This is a genomic window from Blautia sp. MCC283 (assembly GCF_018785565.1).
GTDB lineage: Bacteria > Bacillota > Clostridia > Lachnospirales > Lachnospiraceae > Blautia_A.
Window position 1 is genome coordinate 43,350 of record NZ_WQQB01000069.1, and the last position, 14,303, is coordinate 57,652.

Sequence of the window (14,303 nt, forward strand, 5' to 3'; positions counted from 1 at the left end):
AATGTCCGTAACAATTAAGACACAGCATGAAATAGAACTTATGAGAGAATCCGGCCATCTTCTTGAGAAGGTGCACGATGGTTTGATCCCTTACATCAAACCAGGTGTCAGCACCAAGGAGATTGATAAGATCGGTGAAGAAATGATCCGGTCTATGGGCTGTATTCCGAACTTTCTGAATTACGGAGGTTTTCCGGCTTCTTTCTGTATCAGCCTGAATGACGAGGTTGTGCATGGAATTCCATCCGAAGAGAAGATCATCCAGGACGGGGATCTGGTTAAGATCGACGCCGGCCTGATTTATAAGGGCTACCATTCTGACGCAGCACGTACCTATGCGGTAGGTGAAGTATCCAAAGAAGCACAGCAGCTCATTAAGGTTACAAGAGAGTGCTTTTTTGAAGGACTGAAAATGGCAAAAGCCGGAAATCATTTAAATGATATTTCCAAAGCCATCGGAGCCCACGCAGCGAAATACCGTTACGGTATTGTACGTGACCTTGTAGGACATGGAATCGGAACTCATCTTCATGAGGATCCGCAGATTCCAAACTTCCCGCAGAAGCGCAGGGGCATCAAGCTCCTTCCGGGAATGACCCTGGCCGTCGAGCCCATGATCAACCTTGGTCGTGCGGACGTGGCATGGCTGGACGATGAGTGGACAGTAGTAACCATGGATGGTTCACTTTCCGCACATTATGAAAATACGATCCTCATCACCGATGGGGAACCAGAGATTCTGACGCTTACGAATCTGTAAGCAGCAATTGTTGTCATGACATAGGAGGTAAAAAATGTCAAAAGCAGATGTGATCGAAGTAGAAGGCACTGTTCTGGAGAAACTGCCTAACGCGATGTTTAAAGTAGAACTGGAAAACAAACATGTGGTACTTGCACATATCAGCGGTAAGCTCCGTATGAACTTCATCCGTATTCTCCCGGGAGATAAAGTAACGATCGAACTTTCTCCGTATGATCTTTCCAAGGGAAGAATCATCTGGAGAGATAAATAAGAAATTCTGTAAAGGGCCTGGCGGTTTAAACTGCCGGGTCTTTTTTTATGCCTTTTTCCGGGAAAAGATTTCAAAGTGGACTTTATCGCTCATACTTTTTTCACGCTTTAAACATAAAGTGAACAGATTTTGTTGATATAGTATGAGCATACAAGAAAGAGAGAGGTGTTTATATGAAGAAAAAATATCTTGCAGCAATCTTAGGAGTTATGATAGCAACAACATCTGTTACCGCATGCGGGGTAGCGACAACAGAGACAACAACGAATACAGCGGAAAGTTCAGAGAATAAAGAAACAGAAGATACAACAGTAGAGAGTGCAGAAAGCACAGATGATAGTGACAGCAGTGCAGATGTGGATAAAGAGGATTCTGATGAGGAAGATGTGACCTACGGTGAAGTGAAATCTGTGGAAGACGGAAAGATTATCATCGCAGTTGGAACGATGAAAGAAATGGGCGGAAATGGTGGAGCACCTGGTGGAGATGCTTCTTCTGATACAGCAGACAAATCCGATGCAGAGGCAGCATCTGATGACAGCAGTGATGAAGCCCCGGAGAAACCGGACGGTGACAATGCAGATGGAAATGGTGGTACCCCAGGCGGAGATCAGGGAGAAGCGCCTTCCATGCTGGATCTGACCGGAAATGAGATGACAGTCACAGTAACAGACGATACAGTGATCACAAAAGAAAGCGCCGGAGATCCAGGCGGAGCCCCAGGAGGAAATCAGGGAGAAGCCCAGGAGAAACCGGACGGTGACAGCACAGATGGAAATGGTCAGGGAGAAGCCCCTGAGAAGCCAGACGGAGATAATGGAAATGGTCAGGCCCCAGGCGGTGATCAGGGCGGTGCGCCGGACGGCAATAATTCCCAGAGTAAGACCATCGAACTCTCAGACATCCAGGAAGGTGACATCGTAGCCATCACCACAGACGATGATGGAAACGCCCTTACTATTAAAGTACAGAGCTCAGACATGGGCGGCGGCCAGGGAGGACCTGGTGGAGCACCTGGCGGACAGTCACAGGGAGTAGACAGCTATGATGCAGCCAATACGTACGATTCTGATACAGAGGTATCCGATACATCCCTGGAATCCACCGGAACAGACGAGAATGCGGCACTTGTTTCCTCAGGTGCAAATGTAACGTTCGATAATGTAGATATCACAAGAAATTACTCCGACAGTACAGGCGGCGACAACTCCAGCTTTTATGGCGTAGGAGCAGCACTTCTTGCAACAGACGGAAATGCCTATGTAAAAGGCGGAACCGTAACCACTGATGCAGCCGGCGGAGCAGGACTTTTTGCCTACGGCGACGGAACCGTTTATGCGGCAGATACTACCATCAAGACAACACAGGATACTTCCGGTGGGATCCACGCAGCTGGCGGCGGTAAATTATACGCCTGGGATCTGAATGTGGAGACAGACGGAGAATCTGCAGCAGCCATCCGAAGCGACCGTGGCGGCGGAACCATGGTCGTAGACGGCGGAACTTACACATCCAACGGTGTCGGATCACCGGCAGTATACTGCACCGCAGATATTGCAGTAAAAGATGCCACACTTACAGCAAATGGATCAGAAGCGGTGTGCATCGAAGGACTGAACTCCCTGCATCTTTTTAACTGCGACCTTACGGGAAATATGAGCGACTTAAGTCAGAATGACAGTACCTGGACCGTAATTCTCTATCAGAGTATGTCCGGTGATTCTGAAGTAGGAAACAGCACTTTCCAGATGGACGGCGGAACCCTTACTTCCCAGAACGGCGGCGTGTTCTACACAACCAACACAGAGAGTGATATTACACTGAAAGATGTAGATATCACATACAACAATGACAATGAGTATTTCCTTCGCTGTACAGGAAATAACAACGAAAGAGGCTGGGGCGAAAGCGGAGCCAACGGAGCAGATTGTGACTTTACTGCAATCAGCCAGGATATGGAAGGCAGTGTGATCTGGGATACCATCAGCCAGCTTGATTTCTATATGACAGATGGAAGTAACCTGACAGGAGCTATCATAGACGATGAGAGTTTTGCCGGCAACGGCGGAGATGGCTACTGTAATGTATATGTCAGTGACGATTCTACCTGGACAGTAACCGGTGACAGCACCGTATCCACACTTTCCAATGCAGGAACCATCGTAGACGATTCCGGAAAAAATGTCACAATTAAAGGAACAGACGGAACTGTATATGTAGAAGGCGACAGCGATTACACCATCACCGTAGATAAATACGAAGATACCGCAGATACTTCAGGCAGCGATACCGTTGCCTCCTGGTCTGATTATGAAGTGGAGAAACCAGATACCCTCTAAAAAAGAACATCCTTTTTGCAAAAATATAAATGAAAAGAATCCCGCGGAAACGTTTAAAACCGTTTCCGCGGGATTCTTTTATGTAGTACGTTCTGTAAATTTCAGCGTTTTATCATCCGATACCGCCAAGCACGATACCAAGGATCAGCACCAGGAAGCATACCGGAATATAAAGATATTTACACACCGGGTAAAAATATTTCGTAAATGGTTTTTCGCGGCCTTTGTTGATCTGGTTCTCCACATATTTTTTGCCAAATACCCAGAAGAACATGATCCCTGCAAGTCCTGCCCCAAGAGGACAGATATAGATGGAAAGCACATCCATCCAGTCAGAGACGATGCCCTGAATCAGAAGAGAAACCACCACTCCGATAGCTGCGATCACCATACAGGAAGGGATACGGCCAAGGCCTGTTTTTTCCTGAACCGTGGCGATGGGGGCCTCATAAAGGTTCATAAGGGAAGTCATGCCTGCAAGGAAAACGGCTACGAAGAAGATAATGGCGATGATCCGTCCGCCAGGCATGGTTTTGATCAGGTGCGGCAGGTAGATGAACAGAAGTCCGGGACCGCCCTGGTCAAGCTTGGCACCTGTGGTAGCCATGGCCGGAATGATAACAAGTGCTGCCAGCATAGCAGCCAGAGTATCAAAAAGTGCTACCCTTGCAGCAGATGCAGGGATATCTTCGCTGTCTGGAAGATAAGATCCGTAGATCAGTGTACCGTTGCCTGCAACAGACAGGGAGAAAAATGCCTGTCCAAGTGCGAAGATCCAGGTGGAAGGCTTTGCCAGAATTTCCGGCTCCACGCGGAAGATATAGCGGTATCCGGCAGCAGCTCCCGGCTGAAAGGCAACATAGATGCCAAGGATCACAAACAGTATAAAGAAGATAGGCATCATCACTTTATTGGCCTTTTCGATGCCGCTTCCAACGCCGTACATCAGGATAAACATGCAGATCACAAGAGCAGCCAGCTGCCAGAGATTATTTCCCCAGGCAGAGGCCATGCCTCCGAATTTGGCGCCAAAGGACTCAATATTTGCCGGTGCCAGGGTAGATCCTGTAAAGGTTCCGAGCATATATCGGAAGATCCATCCCATAACAACCGTATAACCGATAGCCATGGCCAGTGCACCGATCACCGGTATCCAGCCCAGTGTTTCGCCCAGCCTTCGTCTGCATTTGGTTTCACAGGCCATGCCGAAGGCGTCAATGGGCCCGGAACGTGTCCCGCGGCCAAAGCTCATCTCACCGATCACCCCGGTAAAGCCGATCAGTGCCACAAAAATAAAATACGGGATCAGGAACGATCCCCCGCCATACAGGGAAACTCTGGTGGGAAACATCCAGATATTTCCCATTCCAACCGCAGACCCGATGCAGGCCAGAATGAACCCCCAGCGGCTGTTAAAAGATTCTCGTTTTTTCATAAAAATAAAATTTCCTCTCTCCGTTGATCGTTTCAGTATAACATAATTTTGGAAAATAGGAAACTGCAGCATCTATACAGATCCAGGTATCTATACAGATCTAGGCGGATATTTGTGAGCCACATTTGTCACCTGCTCATAACCGTATAGCTGCGAAGCAGTTATGAGCCGGGCTCATCGGCGCAGGGCATTATCATAAAATCGAAAATGATCCGGTCTGTGCCGTGACTGGGTATACTCAAACATCACACCGTCACTGTTATAAGTCTGGCTGGACACCACAGCCACGCAGTTATAATCCTTTACATTCAGATGAAGATATTTTTCATCAATTTCTGTAACCTTTTCCACAGTCATGATACGTTTGCTGTTGACAATGGACATATGAAGCACCTGTTCCAGATATTCATAGATAGAATGATTGGCAATCTCGGCAGTAAGGCCGGGAACGGATTCCTTCAGAAAATAATTATGGTTGATGATCAGCGGGATATCTTCAAGATAATGGATACGCTGAATATAATATACTTCTGCACCAGCGGGAAATCCTGTGTAAGTTGACTGGTTTTTGCTGATACAAAGCTCTGTAAAAAGAGCCACCTCCGTATGGGCATTCTGACCGTTCCTTGCAGCAGATTCCTTGAAGGTTTCGATCTCTCCGATGGTGAAAGCAGTCTTCTCGTTTGGACGGTAGATATTGCGGACACCTTTTCCCTGCATGGTCTGTACATAGCCGTCACTGACAAGAAGACTGACCGCACGTCGCAGAGTATTGCGGGAGCAGCTGTAAGTCTGGATCAGAGTGTTTTCGGAAGGCAGAAGCTCCTGATAGGCAAAGGTGTTGTCCTCTATTTTCATTTTCAGATCTTTATAGATATCTTCGTAAATACTTTTGGGCATTTCAATTCTCCATTCATGTTCGGTCAAAAATATATAGCAGGATTTATGATTTCTGGAATAATTATAAAAGATTTTCCCGGTAAGCGCAATGTAAATACCGTGGAATGTTTAAACAAGTTACAGAGTATATTGATATGTTATGAGGATAGTATGAGAAATATAGATGAAATCAATTTGTGGCCATTCAAAATCATGATACTGGATTTCGAACGCATATAAGCTGTAAGCGCCAGAGGGGCTTACGCGTAAACAAAAAAGGAAATGTGACAGTGTAAAAACAGATCACATTTCCTCTTATTTTATCAAAGCTAAAATAAAGTCAGGCCTCTTTTTTCTTATAGGAAAGATTCCTGAAGCTGCTGCCGTCAGAAGCTGTGCTTCGGGTAACTGCCGGTGTATCGGCTGCGGTATTCCGGTCTGCACTGATCAGCCATATAGCATAGAAGGCAGGAACCAGACAGAGCCATACGCCTGAGAGACCGCAGGTCATATACAGGATCAGAGACAAAGCTGCACCTGTATGAAAAGAAAGCAGCGTCATTCCGTAGAATTTTGCTTTATCGCACTGTGCGCTGTCCTTTTTCATAAGGAACTGAGTGACAGCTGTGGTGAACTGGCGAAGGTTGTTGGTGGAAAAGATCGTGGAGCTGTTATATCCGCCGGGAGCCTTGAAGGTACACCACTGGAAAGGCATTGCAAAGAACACGGGGTAAAGAGCCACAACCGGAGACATTCCGGAAGGAAAGAATCCCAGGAGCAGGATCGCAAAGATATCGATCCCGATACTGATAAAACGAAGATCTGCGGAAAAATGCTCTGGGATCCAGACCGTAAGGATAACAGCAGCCATATATATGAGAAGCGCACCCACACGCAGAAGCATATCCGAAAAATTCCTGCCTATGAGATCCCGCACAACACCAAGAAGATTGGCTGTCTGGGCATTGCCGAAAAGATCAGCTCTTGACACAATGGCATAAAGCCCCAGGTATCCACCGATAAAAGATAAGGTGTAATGTATCAGAAAACGATATTTCATTTCCGTATGCATATGTAAAGATTCCTTTCATTAAAATAGGCAGATTCCATATGTCTGCCGGACTTTGCCACCCATTATAATACAGCCTGTAAAAAAAATCAAAAATTTTTAAAATTTTTTCTTGCATTTCAGGAAAACAGGTGTTAGTATATATTTCAAGCGCGCAAATACTGTGTATGAGTGCGCCTGTGAAACTGCAGATATGAGACTAATTTACGGAAGGAGGATTTCCAGTGAAAGTAAGATCATCTGTAAAGCCGATCTGCGAGAAGTGCAAGGTCATTAAGAGAAAGGGATCCATCAGAATCATCTGTGAGAACCCGAAGCACAAACAGCGTCAGGGTTGATTTCCATATCGGAACTTCTTTGGAATGTTTGTGAAACGTGCGGCTGCAGTATGAAACACCCGGAAGGGTTGTTCTGCTGAGTGAATAATAAGCATGTATTGCCTAATACCGAGAGGCAACAGCGGTTAAGATCCGCAATTTCGGAAAGGCTGTGATTCGCCAATTACAGCTGGGTGTTTTACCGAGGCACCCCAATTAGGAAACTAGAAAAGAAAGCGGCAGGTTGATATGTCCCATTTCACCTTGCGAGAGCAAGTGACATACGATATGCAGGACTTTCAGAAACAGAAAATGGAGGAAACAGTACATGGCTCGTATAGCTGGTGTAGACTTACCAAGAGAGAAACGTATTGAAATCGGTCTTACCTACATTTATGGAATTGGTAGACCAAGCGCAGACAAAATTCTTGCTAAAGCAGAGGTTAATCCTGACACACGTGTCAGAGATCTGACTGATGACGAGGTTAAGAGACTGAGCGCTGTTATTGATGAGACAATGACAGTAGAAGGTGATCTGAGAAGGGAAATCGCCCTTAACATCAAGAGACTGCAGGAGATCGGATGCTACAGAGGTATCCGTCATCGTAAAGGACTCCCGGTTCGTGGTCAGAAGACTAAGACAAATGCGAGAACTCGCAAGGGACCGAAGAGAACAGTTGCAAACAAGAAGAAATAATTTATAGATATAACTAATTAATTTCAAAAAAAGGAAAGTGTAGGTTAGTTTTAAAATGGCAAAAGTTACAAAGAAAACGACAAAACGTCGTGTCAAGAAAAACGTTGAACACGGACAGGCACACATTCAGTCTTCCTTCAACAATACAATCGTTACACTGACAGATAACGAAGGAAACGCTCTTTCATGGGCAAGTGCCGGTGGTCTTGGATTTAAAGGTTCAAGGAAATCTACCCCTTATGCAGCACAGATGGCAGCAGAGACTGCAACAAAAGCTGCTTTAATTCATGGATTAAAAACAGTAGACGTTATGGTAAAAGGCCCGGGCTCAGGCCGTGAAGCAGCAATCCGTGCGCTTCAGGCATGCGGACTTGAAGTAACCAGCATTCGTGACGTAACTCCGGTTCCTCACAACGGATGCCGTCCACCAAAACGCAGAAGAGTCTAATTAGGAGGTAGTTGAAATGGCAGTAAATAGAGTACCTGTTCTGAAAAGATGCAGATCCCTTGGCCTGGATCCGATCTACTTAGGAATTGATAAAAAGTCCACAAGACAGTTAAAACGTGCAAACCGTAAAGTATCTGAGTACGGACTTCAGTTAAAAGAGAAACAGAAAGCAAAATTCATCTACGGAGTTCTTGAGAAACCTTTCCGTAACTACTACAAGAAAGCCGACAGAATGCAGGGCCAGACAGGTGAGAACCTTATGGTTATGCTTGAGAGTAGACTTGACAACATCGTTTTCCGTATGGGATTCGCTAGAACAAGAAGAGAGGCTCGTCAGATCGTAGATCACAAGCACGTACTTGTTAACGGAAAATGCGTAAACATTCCGTCCTATCTCTGCAAAGCAGGCGATACAATCGAGATCAGAGAGAAGAGCAAAGGTTCTGAGAGATATAAAGGAATCCTTGAGGTTACAGGTGGAAGACTTGTTCCGGAGTGGATCGACGTTGATCAGGAGAACCTGAAGGGTGTAATTAAAGAGCTTCCTACAAGAGAGCAGATCGATGTTCCTGTAAACGAGATGCTTATCGTCGAGCTGTATTCTAAATAATTAGTAACTGTTTACTGTGTCTACAGTTATAAAAATTGGTAATACCCTCGAATGTTGATTAACCCAGAAGGAGGGAACCTTATAGTGTTTGATTTCAATAAACCAAAAATCGAAATTACCGAAATATCCGAAGATAAGAAGTTTGGAAGATTCGTTGTAGAGCCTCTTGAAAGAGGTTACGGTACTACCCTTGGCAATTCTTTAAGAAGAATTATGCTGTCCTCCCTTCCGGGAGCTGCAGTAAGCCAGGTGAAGATCGATGGTGTACTTCATGAATTCAGCTCCATTCCGGGCGTGAAGGAAGATGTAACCGAGATCATCATGAATCTGAAATCTCTTGCCATCAAGAATCACAGCAGTGACAATGAGCCGAAGACCGCATACATCGAGTGTGAGGGCAAAGGTGTTGTTACAGCAGCTGATATCCAGGCAGATCAGGATATTGAGATCATGAATCCGGATCAGGTAATTGCAACCCTGAACGGCGGAAAAGACTGCAGACTGGCCATGGAACTTACCATTACCAAGGGACGTGGTTATATCAGTGCAGACAAAGGCAAAACCGATGACATGCCGATCGGTGTGATCGCAGTTGATGCAATCTACACTCCGGTTGACAGAGTCAACATGATCGTCGAGAATACACGAGTTGGTCAGGTAACTGACTTCGACAAGCTTACACTGGATGTATATACCAATGGAACACTTGATCCGGACGAGGCAGTCAGCCTTGCAGCGAAGGTTCTCAGCGAGCATTTAAGCCTGTTCATTGATCTTTCCGAGAATGCTAAGACCGCAGAGGTTATGATCGAGAAAGAAGACAATGAGAAGGAAAAGGTTCTGGAGATGAGCATTGATGAGCTTGAGCTCTCTGTTCGTTCCTACAACTGCCTTAAGAGAGCCGGTATCAATACGGTTGAAGAATTATGCAACAAGACTTCTGACGATATGATGAAGGTTCGTAATCTGGGCCGCAAATCATTAGAGGAAGTACTTGCGAAACTCAAAGAGCTGGGACTTCAGCTCCAGCCTACAGAGGAATAATAATGTTGACGGTTCGCGGTGAATGTCGCGAACCGTAACTGGATAACAGGTTTCGGTACCAGCATGCGTTTAAGACATGCACACCGCCGGAAACAGAATAATGAGTGGGGTGTCAGCAGCAGGGCAGTAAGACCGAACAAGCATGTCCTGGTGTCCCACAGATGGAGGATAATAAAATGGCAAAATATAGAAAATTAAGCAGAACATCTAACCAGAGAAAAGCACTCCTGAGAAATCAGGTTACAAACCTTCTTCATCACGGAAAAATCGTGACAACAGAGGCTAAGGCTAAAGAGATCCGCAAGATCGCTGAGGGACTTATCGCTATGGCTGTACGTGAGAAAGACAATTTCGAGACTGTTACAGTAACAGCTAAAGTTGCTCGTAAAGATGCTGACGGAAAACGTGTAAAAGAAGTCGTAGACGGCAAGAAGAAAACAGTTTACGATGAAGTTCAGAAAGAGATCAAAAAAGATGCTCCTTCCAGACTTCATGCACGTCGTGAGATGATGAAAGTTTTCTATCCTGTAACAGAGGTTCCTACTAAGGGCGCTGGCAGAAAGAAAAACACAAAAGAAGTTGACATGGTTGACAAGATGTTCAGCGAGATCGCTCCGAAATACGCAGATCGTAACGGTGGTTACACAAGAATCGTTAAGATCGGTCAGCGTAAAGGCGATGCAGCTATGGAAGTTCTTATCGAGCTTGTATAATTTACTTCTGACCATTTTAAAGGACATTTGCAGAAATGCAGATGTCCTTTTTTGTATTTCCCAATAAATGTATATGAAAATCCTGGCTTGATTATTATTCCTTTTTAGCGTACAATCGGTAATGTACAAAATATGAGTACACGGATGTGAAAAGATGATGCGGCGTTTTATACTGACAATAGAAATTCTGTTTGTTTCCTTCTTTCTTATAGGAGGAAGTTTTGCAATGACAGGAACCGCCACTGCCGGCACAACGAAGTTTTCATGGTCGGATCACCGAACCATAGCCCATGCATTGGGCGGGCTGGACGGAAGAGACTATCTGAATTCCAGAGAGGGATTTCTTGCCATGTACCAACAAGGCGTACGGCTTTTTGAGCTGGATCTTTCCAGAACATCAGACGGAGTGTGGGTATGCCGGCACAACTGGAAGGAGTCCATGGGGCAGTGGAAAGGCAGCGGGAAAAAAGTTCTTACAGAGAAACAGTTTAAGAACAGTAAGATATATGGAACATACACACCGATGACACTGGAAGATTTTTTCCTGCTTCTGAAAGAGCATCCGGATGCCTATGTGATGATCGATTCCAAGCAGTATTCTCTGCGTAATTATCAGAGAACACTGGAGGATTACTGTGATTACGTGGAAATTGCAAGAGCAGCTGGAGCAGAGAGTGTACTGGATCAGATCATTCCGGAAATCTACAGTGAGGCGATGTTTCCCGGAACTGCCATGATCTATTCTTTTCCTTCCTATGTATATTCGCTGTGGCAGGAATATTCTGCGGAGGATCTGGAGCATATTGCATCTTTCTGTGAAGAAAAGGGAATCCCTGCGGCAACCATTTACTGGAAATACTGGTCTGAAGAAACAGAAGAAATTTTTGAAAAAAAGGGAATCCGACTGTATGTATACACGGTAAATGACCGGAATCAGGCCAGAAAGTATATTGCACAGGGGGCGGAGGGAATCTGCACCGATTTTCTGACAGCAGATGATCTGTGGTAGGAGAAATAAAAACAAAGGAATCAGAGGATTATGAAAATAAGAACAACCATTGCTGTGATGGCAGCAAAAATTACAGGACATGTCTGTAAGCTTATGGGACGCCAGGGTGTAACCTGGGCCGGTAAGATCGCACTGAAGATATGCCCGGATATCCTGGAAGAGCTTTCCTCCCAGGTAAGAGAAAAAATATTTGTAGTATGTGGCACCAACGGAAAGACAACCACCAACAACATGCTCTGTGCAGGCCTGGAGGCAGAGGGCAAAAAAGTCATCTGCAACCATACCGGTTCCAACATGCTGAACGGAGTTGTGGCAGCTTTCGTGCTGGGTGCAAAATTCAGCGGAAAACTGGATGCAGATTATGCCTGTATTGAGGTGGACGAGGCTTCCACAAGGCACGTGTTCACAAAGATCAAACCGGATTATATGGTTATGACCAATCTGTTCCGCGACCAGCTGGACCGTTACGGTGAGATCGATATCACTATGAATATTCTGGAAGAAATGATGAAAAAAGTTCCGGATATGAAAGTCATTGTCAATGGTGACGATGCACTGTCCGCATATCTTGCCATGGACTGCGGAAATCCTTTTGTGACCTACGGAATCAGCAAACCGGTGATCAAAAACAAAACAAATGAGATCCGCGAGGGCCGCTTCTGTAAATGCTGTGGAGAGAGACTGGTCTACAGTTTCTATCATTACAGCCAGCTGGGAGACTACAGATGCCCGAAATGCGGTTTTAAACGTCCGGAGATTAATTTTGATGCCACAGATGTGAAGGTGGATGACCAGATCGCCTTCACTGTTGAGGACAAGCGGATCGTAGCCAATTACAAAGGCTTCTATAATGTATATAATATTCTGGCTGCCTATGCGGGAATCCGTACTGCAGGATTTAAGGCAGAACATTTCAATGAGATGCTGAAGAAATTTAATCCTGAGAACGGACGTAATGAGCAGTTCCGGATCAAAGGCACCAGCGTTGTCCTGAACCTTGCCAAGAATCCGGCTGGTTTTAACCAGAATATTTCGGCTGTGATGCAGGATGAATCTCCCAAGGATATCATCATTGTGATCAACGATAACGCACAGGACGGAAAAGATATCTCCTGGCTCTGGGACGTGGATTTTGACCTTTTCGGAGGAGATAATATCAATTCCATCACAGTCAGCGGCATTCGCTGTCAGGATATGCGCCTCAGACTGAAATATGTGGATATCCCGTCCATGCTGGAAAGTGATGTGGAGACAGCCATCCGCAAGCGGATCGAGGATGGATGCGGCAATCTTTATGTACTTGTAAACTATACGGCGCTGTTTGGCACCAGAAATATCCTGAAGAAACTGGAGGGTGAGAAATGAAGATAACGATTGGACATTTATATCCGGATCTTCTGAACCTTTACGGTGACAGAGGAAATATCCAGTGCCTTATGAAACGCTGTCTCTGGAGAGGCATTGAGGCAGAAACCATTGCGTTTGAACTGGGAGATAAGATCGACTTTTCCAAACTGGATATCGTTCTTCTCGGAGGCGGTTCTGACCGTGAGCAGATGCTGGTATGCGAAAAGCTGAAAGAGATCCAGAAGGATTTCAAGGCCTATGTGGAAGATAATGGTGTTGTCATCGCAATCTGTGGTGGATATCAGCTCCTTGGAAACTACTATAAGACCGATCAGGGAATGATCGAGGGACTGAAACTGGTGGATATGAGCACAGAGCAGGGAAAAGGCCGTCTTATCGGAAATATTGTGATGCAGAGCAACCTTTTTGATATGCCCATTGTAGGGTTTGAGAACCATGGAGGACGTACCACCATCGGAAACAACAAAGCTCTGGGAAAAGTACTGTCCGGATATGGCAATGACGGACAGTCTGGCGAGGAAGGTGTTGTATACAAAAATGTGATCGGAACCTATCTTCACGGACCACTTCTTCCAAAGAATCCACAGCTTGCTGATCTTCTGATCAGCCGTGCACTGGAAAAGAAATATGGTAAGAAGATCGAACTTGAGAAACTGGATGACAGCGAGGAGCAGGAGGCAAACTCCTATATTTTCCACCGCTTTGTAAAGAACGAAGGATAAGAGGATAGTATGGCAAAATCAAACAATCAGAAAGCGAAGATCCTGTATCTTGAAAAAATGCTGCGGGAGACAGGGGAGCATCATGCAATATCCATGCAGACGATTCTTGCAAATCTTATGGAACATGGGATCCGTGCGGAGAGAAAGAGCATTTATGATGATGTGGAGGTTCTGCGGGAGTTTGGAATGGATATCCGCTATACAAGGGAGCGGCCAGGTGGTTATTATCTGGCAGGACAGCAGGGGGCAGAGCAGCCATCCGTTCAGACGGAAAATGCAAATGTTTCCACTCTGGAAAAAGTTCAGGAAAAGGCAGAAACAAAGAGCATTGATATAAGTGGGTACCAGGCGCTTCTTAAGAATTCTGCGGGAACCATAAAAAAAGAAATGCGCCTTCTCTGTACAGGCGTTGCACAGGCTGAAATCCGTGATTTTTTTGGCGAAGACGCAGAGTATAAAATAAAGGAAAACGGAGATCTGATGGTAACGGTTCAGCTTCCGGAAAATTCCAAGTTTTACGGCTGGCTGACAGGCATGGGCGGAGATGTCCGCATCCTGAAACCAAAGAAATCCGCACTGGCATACAGAGATTATCTGAAATCACTGGCAAAGGAATATAAAGGCTTATAGGAGAGGATTT

At 45.5% G+C, this 14,303-nt stretch carries 16 protein-coding genes; 13 read left to right on the forward strand and 3 right to left on the reverse strand.

The genetic code is table 11. The annotated features are described in order from the left end of the window. Position 1 precedes the first annotated feature (1 nt). The 3 genes from map (at position 2) to GPK81_RS16715 (ending at position 3,352) form a co-directional block, all read left to right on the forward strand. Positions 2-760, forward strand: coding sequence for a type I methionyl aminopeptidase (gene map / locus GPK81_RS16705; RefSeq protein ID WP_021975812.1), 759 nt, complete (start codon positions 2-4; stop codon positions 758-760). A 34-nt stretch (positions 761-794) separates the two neighbouring features. Beyond that, complete coding sequence (gene infA / locus GPK81_RS16710; RefSeq protein ID WP_005428560.1) at positions 795-1,013, forward strand: translation initiation factor IF-1; 219 nt, start codon at positions 795-797, stop codon at positions 1,011-1,013. A gap of 173 nt (positions 1,014-1,186) precedes the next feature. Next, positions 1,187-3,352 (forward strand): hypothetical protein, encoded by a 2,166-nt coding sequence (locus tag GPK81_RS16715; RefSeq protein ID WP_215707379.1) that lies wholly within the window; start codon positions 1,187-1,189, stop codon positions 3,350-3,352. 112 nt (positions 3,353-3,464) lie between these two features. Here GPK81_RS16715 and GPK81_RS16720 read toward each other — a convergent pair whose 3' ends face one another. The 3 genes from GPK81_RS16720 to GPK81_RS16730 all read right to left on the reverse strand — a co-directional run bounded on the left by GPK81_RS16720 (position 3,465) and on the right by GPK81_RS16730 (position 6,738). Beyond that, positions 3,465-4,787 (reverse strand): sodium-dependent transporter, encoded by a 1,323-nt coding sequence (locus GPK81_RS16720; RefSeq protein WP_148447491.1) that lies wholly within the window; start codon positions 4,785-4,787, stop codon positions 3,465-3,467. 174 nt (positions 4,788-4,961) lie between these two features. Then, complete coding sequence (locus GPK81_RS16725) at positions 4,962-5,687, reverse strand: UTRA domain-containing protein (RefSeq protein ID WP_215707380.1); 726 nt, start codon at positions 5,685-5,687, stop codon at positions 4,962-4,964. Positions 5,688-6,006: 319 nt separating this feature from the next. Next, complete coding sequence (locus GPK81_RS16730; protein WP_215707381.1) at positions 6,007-6,738, reverse strand: YoaK family protein; 732 nt, start codon at positions 6,736-6,738, stop codon at positions 6,007-6,009. Positions 6,739-6,959: 221 nt separating this feature from the next. Here GPK81_RS16730 and rpmJ point away from each other — a divergent pair, with 221 nt between their 5' ends. From rpmJ to GPK81_RS16780, 10 genes are all read left to right on the forward strand, one after another. Beyond that, the gene (gene rpmJ, locus GPK81_RS16735; protein WP_003022746.1) at positions 6,960-7,073 is read left to right on the forward strand and encodes a 50S ribosomal protein L36; all 114 of its coding nucleotides are present in this window, start codon (positions 6,960-6,962) and stop codon (positions 7,071-7,073) included. Between the two features lie 307 nt (positions 7,074-7,380). After that, positions 7,381-7,749: a 30S ribosomal protein S13 gene (gene rpsM / locus GPK81_RS16740; RefSeq protein WP_008707282.1), complete on the forward strand. Its 369-nt coding sequence runs from the start codon at positions 7,381-7,383 to the stop codon at positions 7,747-7,749. A gap of 55 nt (positions 7,750-7,804) precedes the next feature. Then, a complete protein-coding gene (rpsK, locus tag GPK81_RS16745) occupies positions 7,805-8,197 on the forward strand; it encodes a 30S ribosomal protein S11 (protein WP_015526942.1) in 393 nt (130 codons plus the stop codon). Between the two features lie 16 nt (positions 8,198-8,213). Then, the gene (gene rpsD, locus GPK81_RS16750; RefSeq protein WP_195567329.1) at positions 8,214-8,807 is read left to right on the forward strand and encodes a 30S ribosomal protein S4; all 594 of its coding nucleotides are present in this window, start codon (positions 8,214-8,216) and stop codon (positions 8,805-8,807) included. Between the two features lie 84 nt (positions 8,808-8,891). After that, complete coding sequence (locus GPK81_RS16755; protein ID WP_021976085.1) at positions 8,892-9,851, forward strand: DNA-directed RNA polymerase subunit alpha; 960 nt, start codon at positions 8,892-8,894, stop codon at positions 9,849-9,851. A 176-nt stretch (positions 9,852-10,027) separates the two neighbouring features. Beyond that, positions 10,028-10,564, forward strand: coding sequence for a bL17 family ribosomal protein (locus GPK81_RS16760; protein ID WP_119240258.1), 537 nt, complete (start codon positions 10,028-10,030; stop codon positions 10,562-10,564). A 226-nt stretch (positions 10,565-10,790) separates the two neighbouring features. Then, entirely contained in the window at positions 10,791-11,573 is a 783-nt protein-coding gene (locus GPK81_RS16765; RefSeq protein WP_252196689.1) for a phosphatidylinositol-specific phospholipase C/glycerophosphodiester phosphodiesterase family protein, read from the forward strand. Between the two features lie 30 nt (positions 11,574-11,603). Continuing rightward, positions 11,604-12,938, forward strand: coding sequence for a MurT ligase domain-containing protein (locus GPK81_RS16770; protein WP_148447486.1), 1,335 nt, complete (start codon positions 11,604-11,606; stop codon positions 12,936-12,938). Continuing rightward, complete coding sequence (locus GPK81_RS16775; RefSeq protein WP_148447484.1) at positions 12,935-13,663, forward strand: type 1 glutamine amidotransferase; 729 nt, start codon at positions 12,935-12,937, stop codon at positions 13,661-13,663. Before GPK81_RS16770 ends, GPK81_RS16775 begins: the two co-directional genes overlap by 4 nt. Before the next feature lie 9 nt (positions 13,664-13,672). Then, positions 13,673-14,293 (forward strand): WYL domain-containing protein, encoded by a 621-nt coding sequence (locus GPK81_RS16780; RefSeq protein WP_148447482.1) that lies wholly within the window; start codon positions 13,673-13,675, stop codon positions 14,291-14,293. Positions 14,294-14,303 lie beyond the last annotated feature (10 nt).

Excerpts from the sequence above, each read along its gene's own strand:
- rpsD (WP_195567329.1), top strand. The coding sequence starts at position 8,214 with ATGGCAGTAAATAGAGTACCTGTTCTGAAAAGATGCAGATCCCTTGGC.
- GPK81_RS16730 (WP_215707381.1), bottom strand. The coding sequence starts at position 6,738 with ATGCATACGGAAATGAAATATCGTTTTCTGATACATTACACCTTATCT.
- GPK81_RS16770 (WP_148447486.1), top strand. The coding sequence starts at position 11,604 with ATGAAAATAAGAACAACCATTGCTGTGATGGCAGCAAAAATTACAGGA.
- infA (WP_005428560.1), top strand. The coding sequence starts at position 795 with ATGTCAAAAGCAGATGTGATCGAAGTAGAAGGCACTGTTCTGGAGAAA.
- map (WP_021975812.1), top strand. The coding sequence starts at position 2 with ATGTCCGTAACAATTAAGACACAGCATGAAATAGAACTTATGAGAGAA.
- GPK81_RS16760 (WP_119240258.1), top strand. The coding sequence starts at position 10,028 with ATGGCAAAATATAGAAAATTAAGCAGAACATCTAACCAGAGAAAAGCA.
- GPK81_RS16775 (WP_148447484.1), top strand. The coding sequence starts at position 12,935 with ATGAAGATAACGATTGGACATTTATATCCGGATCTTCTGAACCTTTAC.
- GPK81_RS16720 (WP_148447491.1), bottom strand. The coding sequence starts at position 4,787 with ATGAAAAAACGAGAATCTTTTAACAGCCGCTGGGGGTTCATTCTGGCC.
- GPK81_RS16725 (WP_215707380.1), bottom strand. The coding sequence starts at position 5,687 with ATGCCCAAAAGTATTTACGAAGATATCTATAAAGATCTGAAAATGAAA.
- rpsK (WP_015526942.1), top strand. The coding sequence starts at position 7,805 with ATGGCAAAAGTTACAAAGAAAACGACAAAACGTCGTGTCAAGAAAAAC.
- GPK81_RS16715 (WP_215707379.1), top strand. The coding sequence starts at position 1,187 with ATGAAGAAAAAATATCTTGCAGCAATCTTAGGAGTTATGATAGCAACA.
- GPK81_RS16765 (WP_252196689.1), top strand. The coding sequence starts at position 10,791 with ATGACAGGAACCGCCACTGCCGGCACAACGAAGTTTTCATGGTCGGAT.
- GPK81_RS16780 (WP_148447482.1), top strand. The coding sequence starts at position 13,673 with ATGGCAAAATCAAACAATCAGAAAGCGAAGATCCTGTATCTTGAAAAA.
- rpsM (WP_008707282.1), top strand. The coding sequence starts at position 7,381 with ATGGCTCGTATAGCTGGTGTAGACTTACCAAGAGAGAAACGTATTGAA.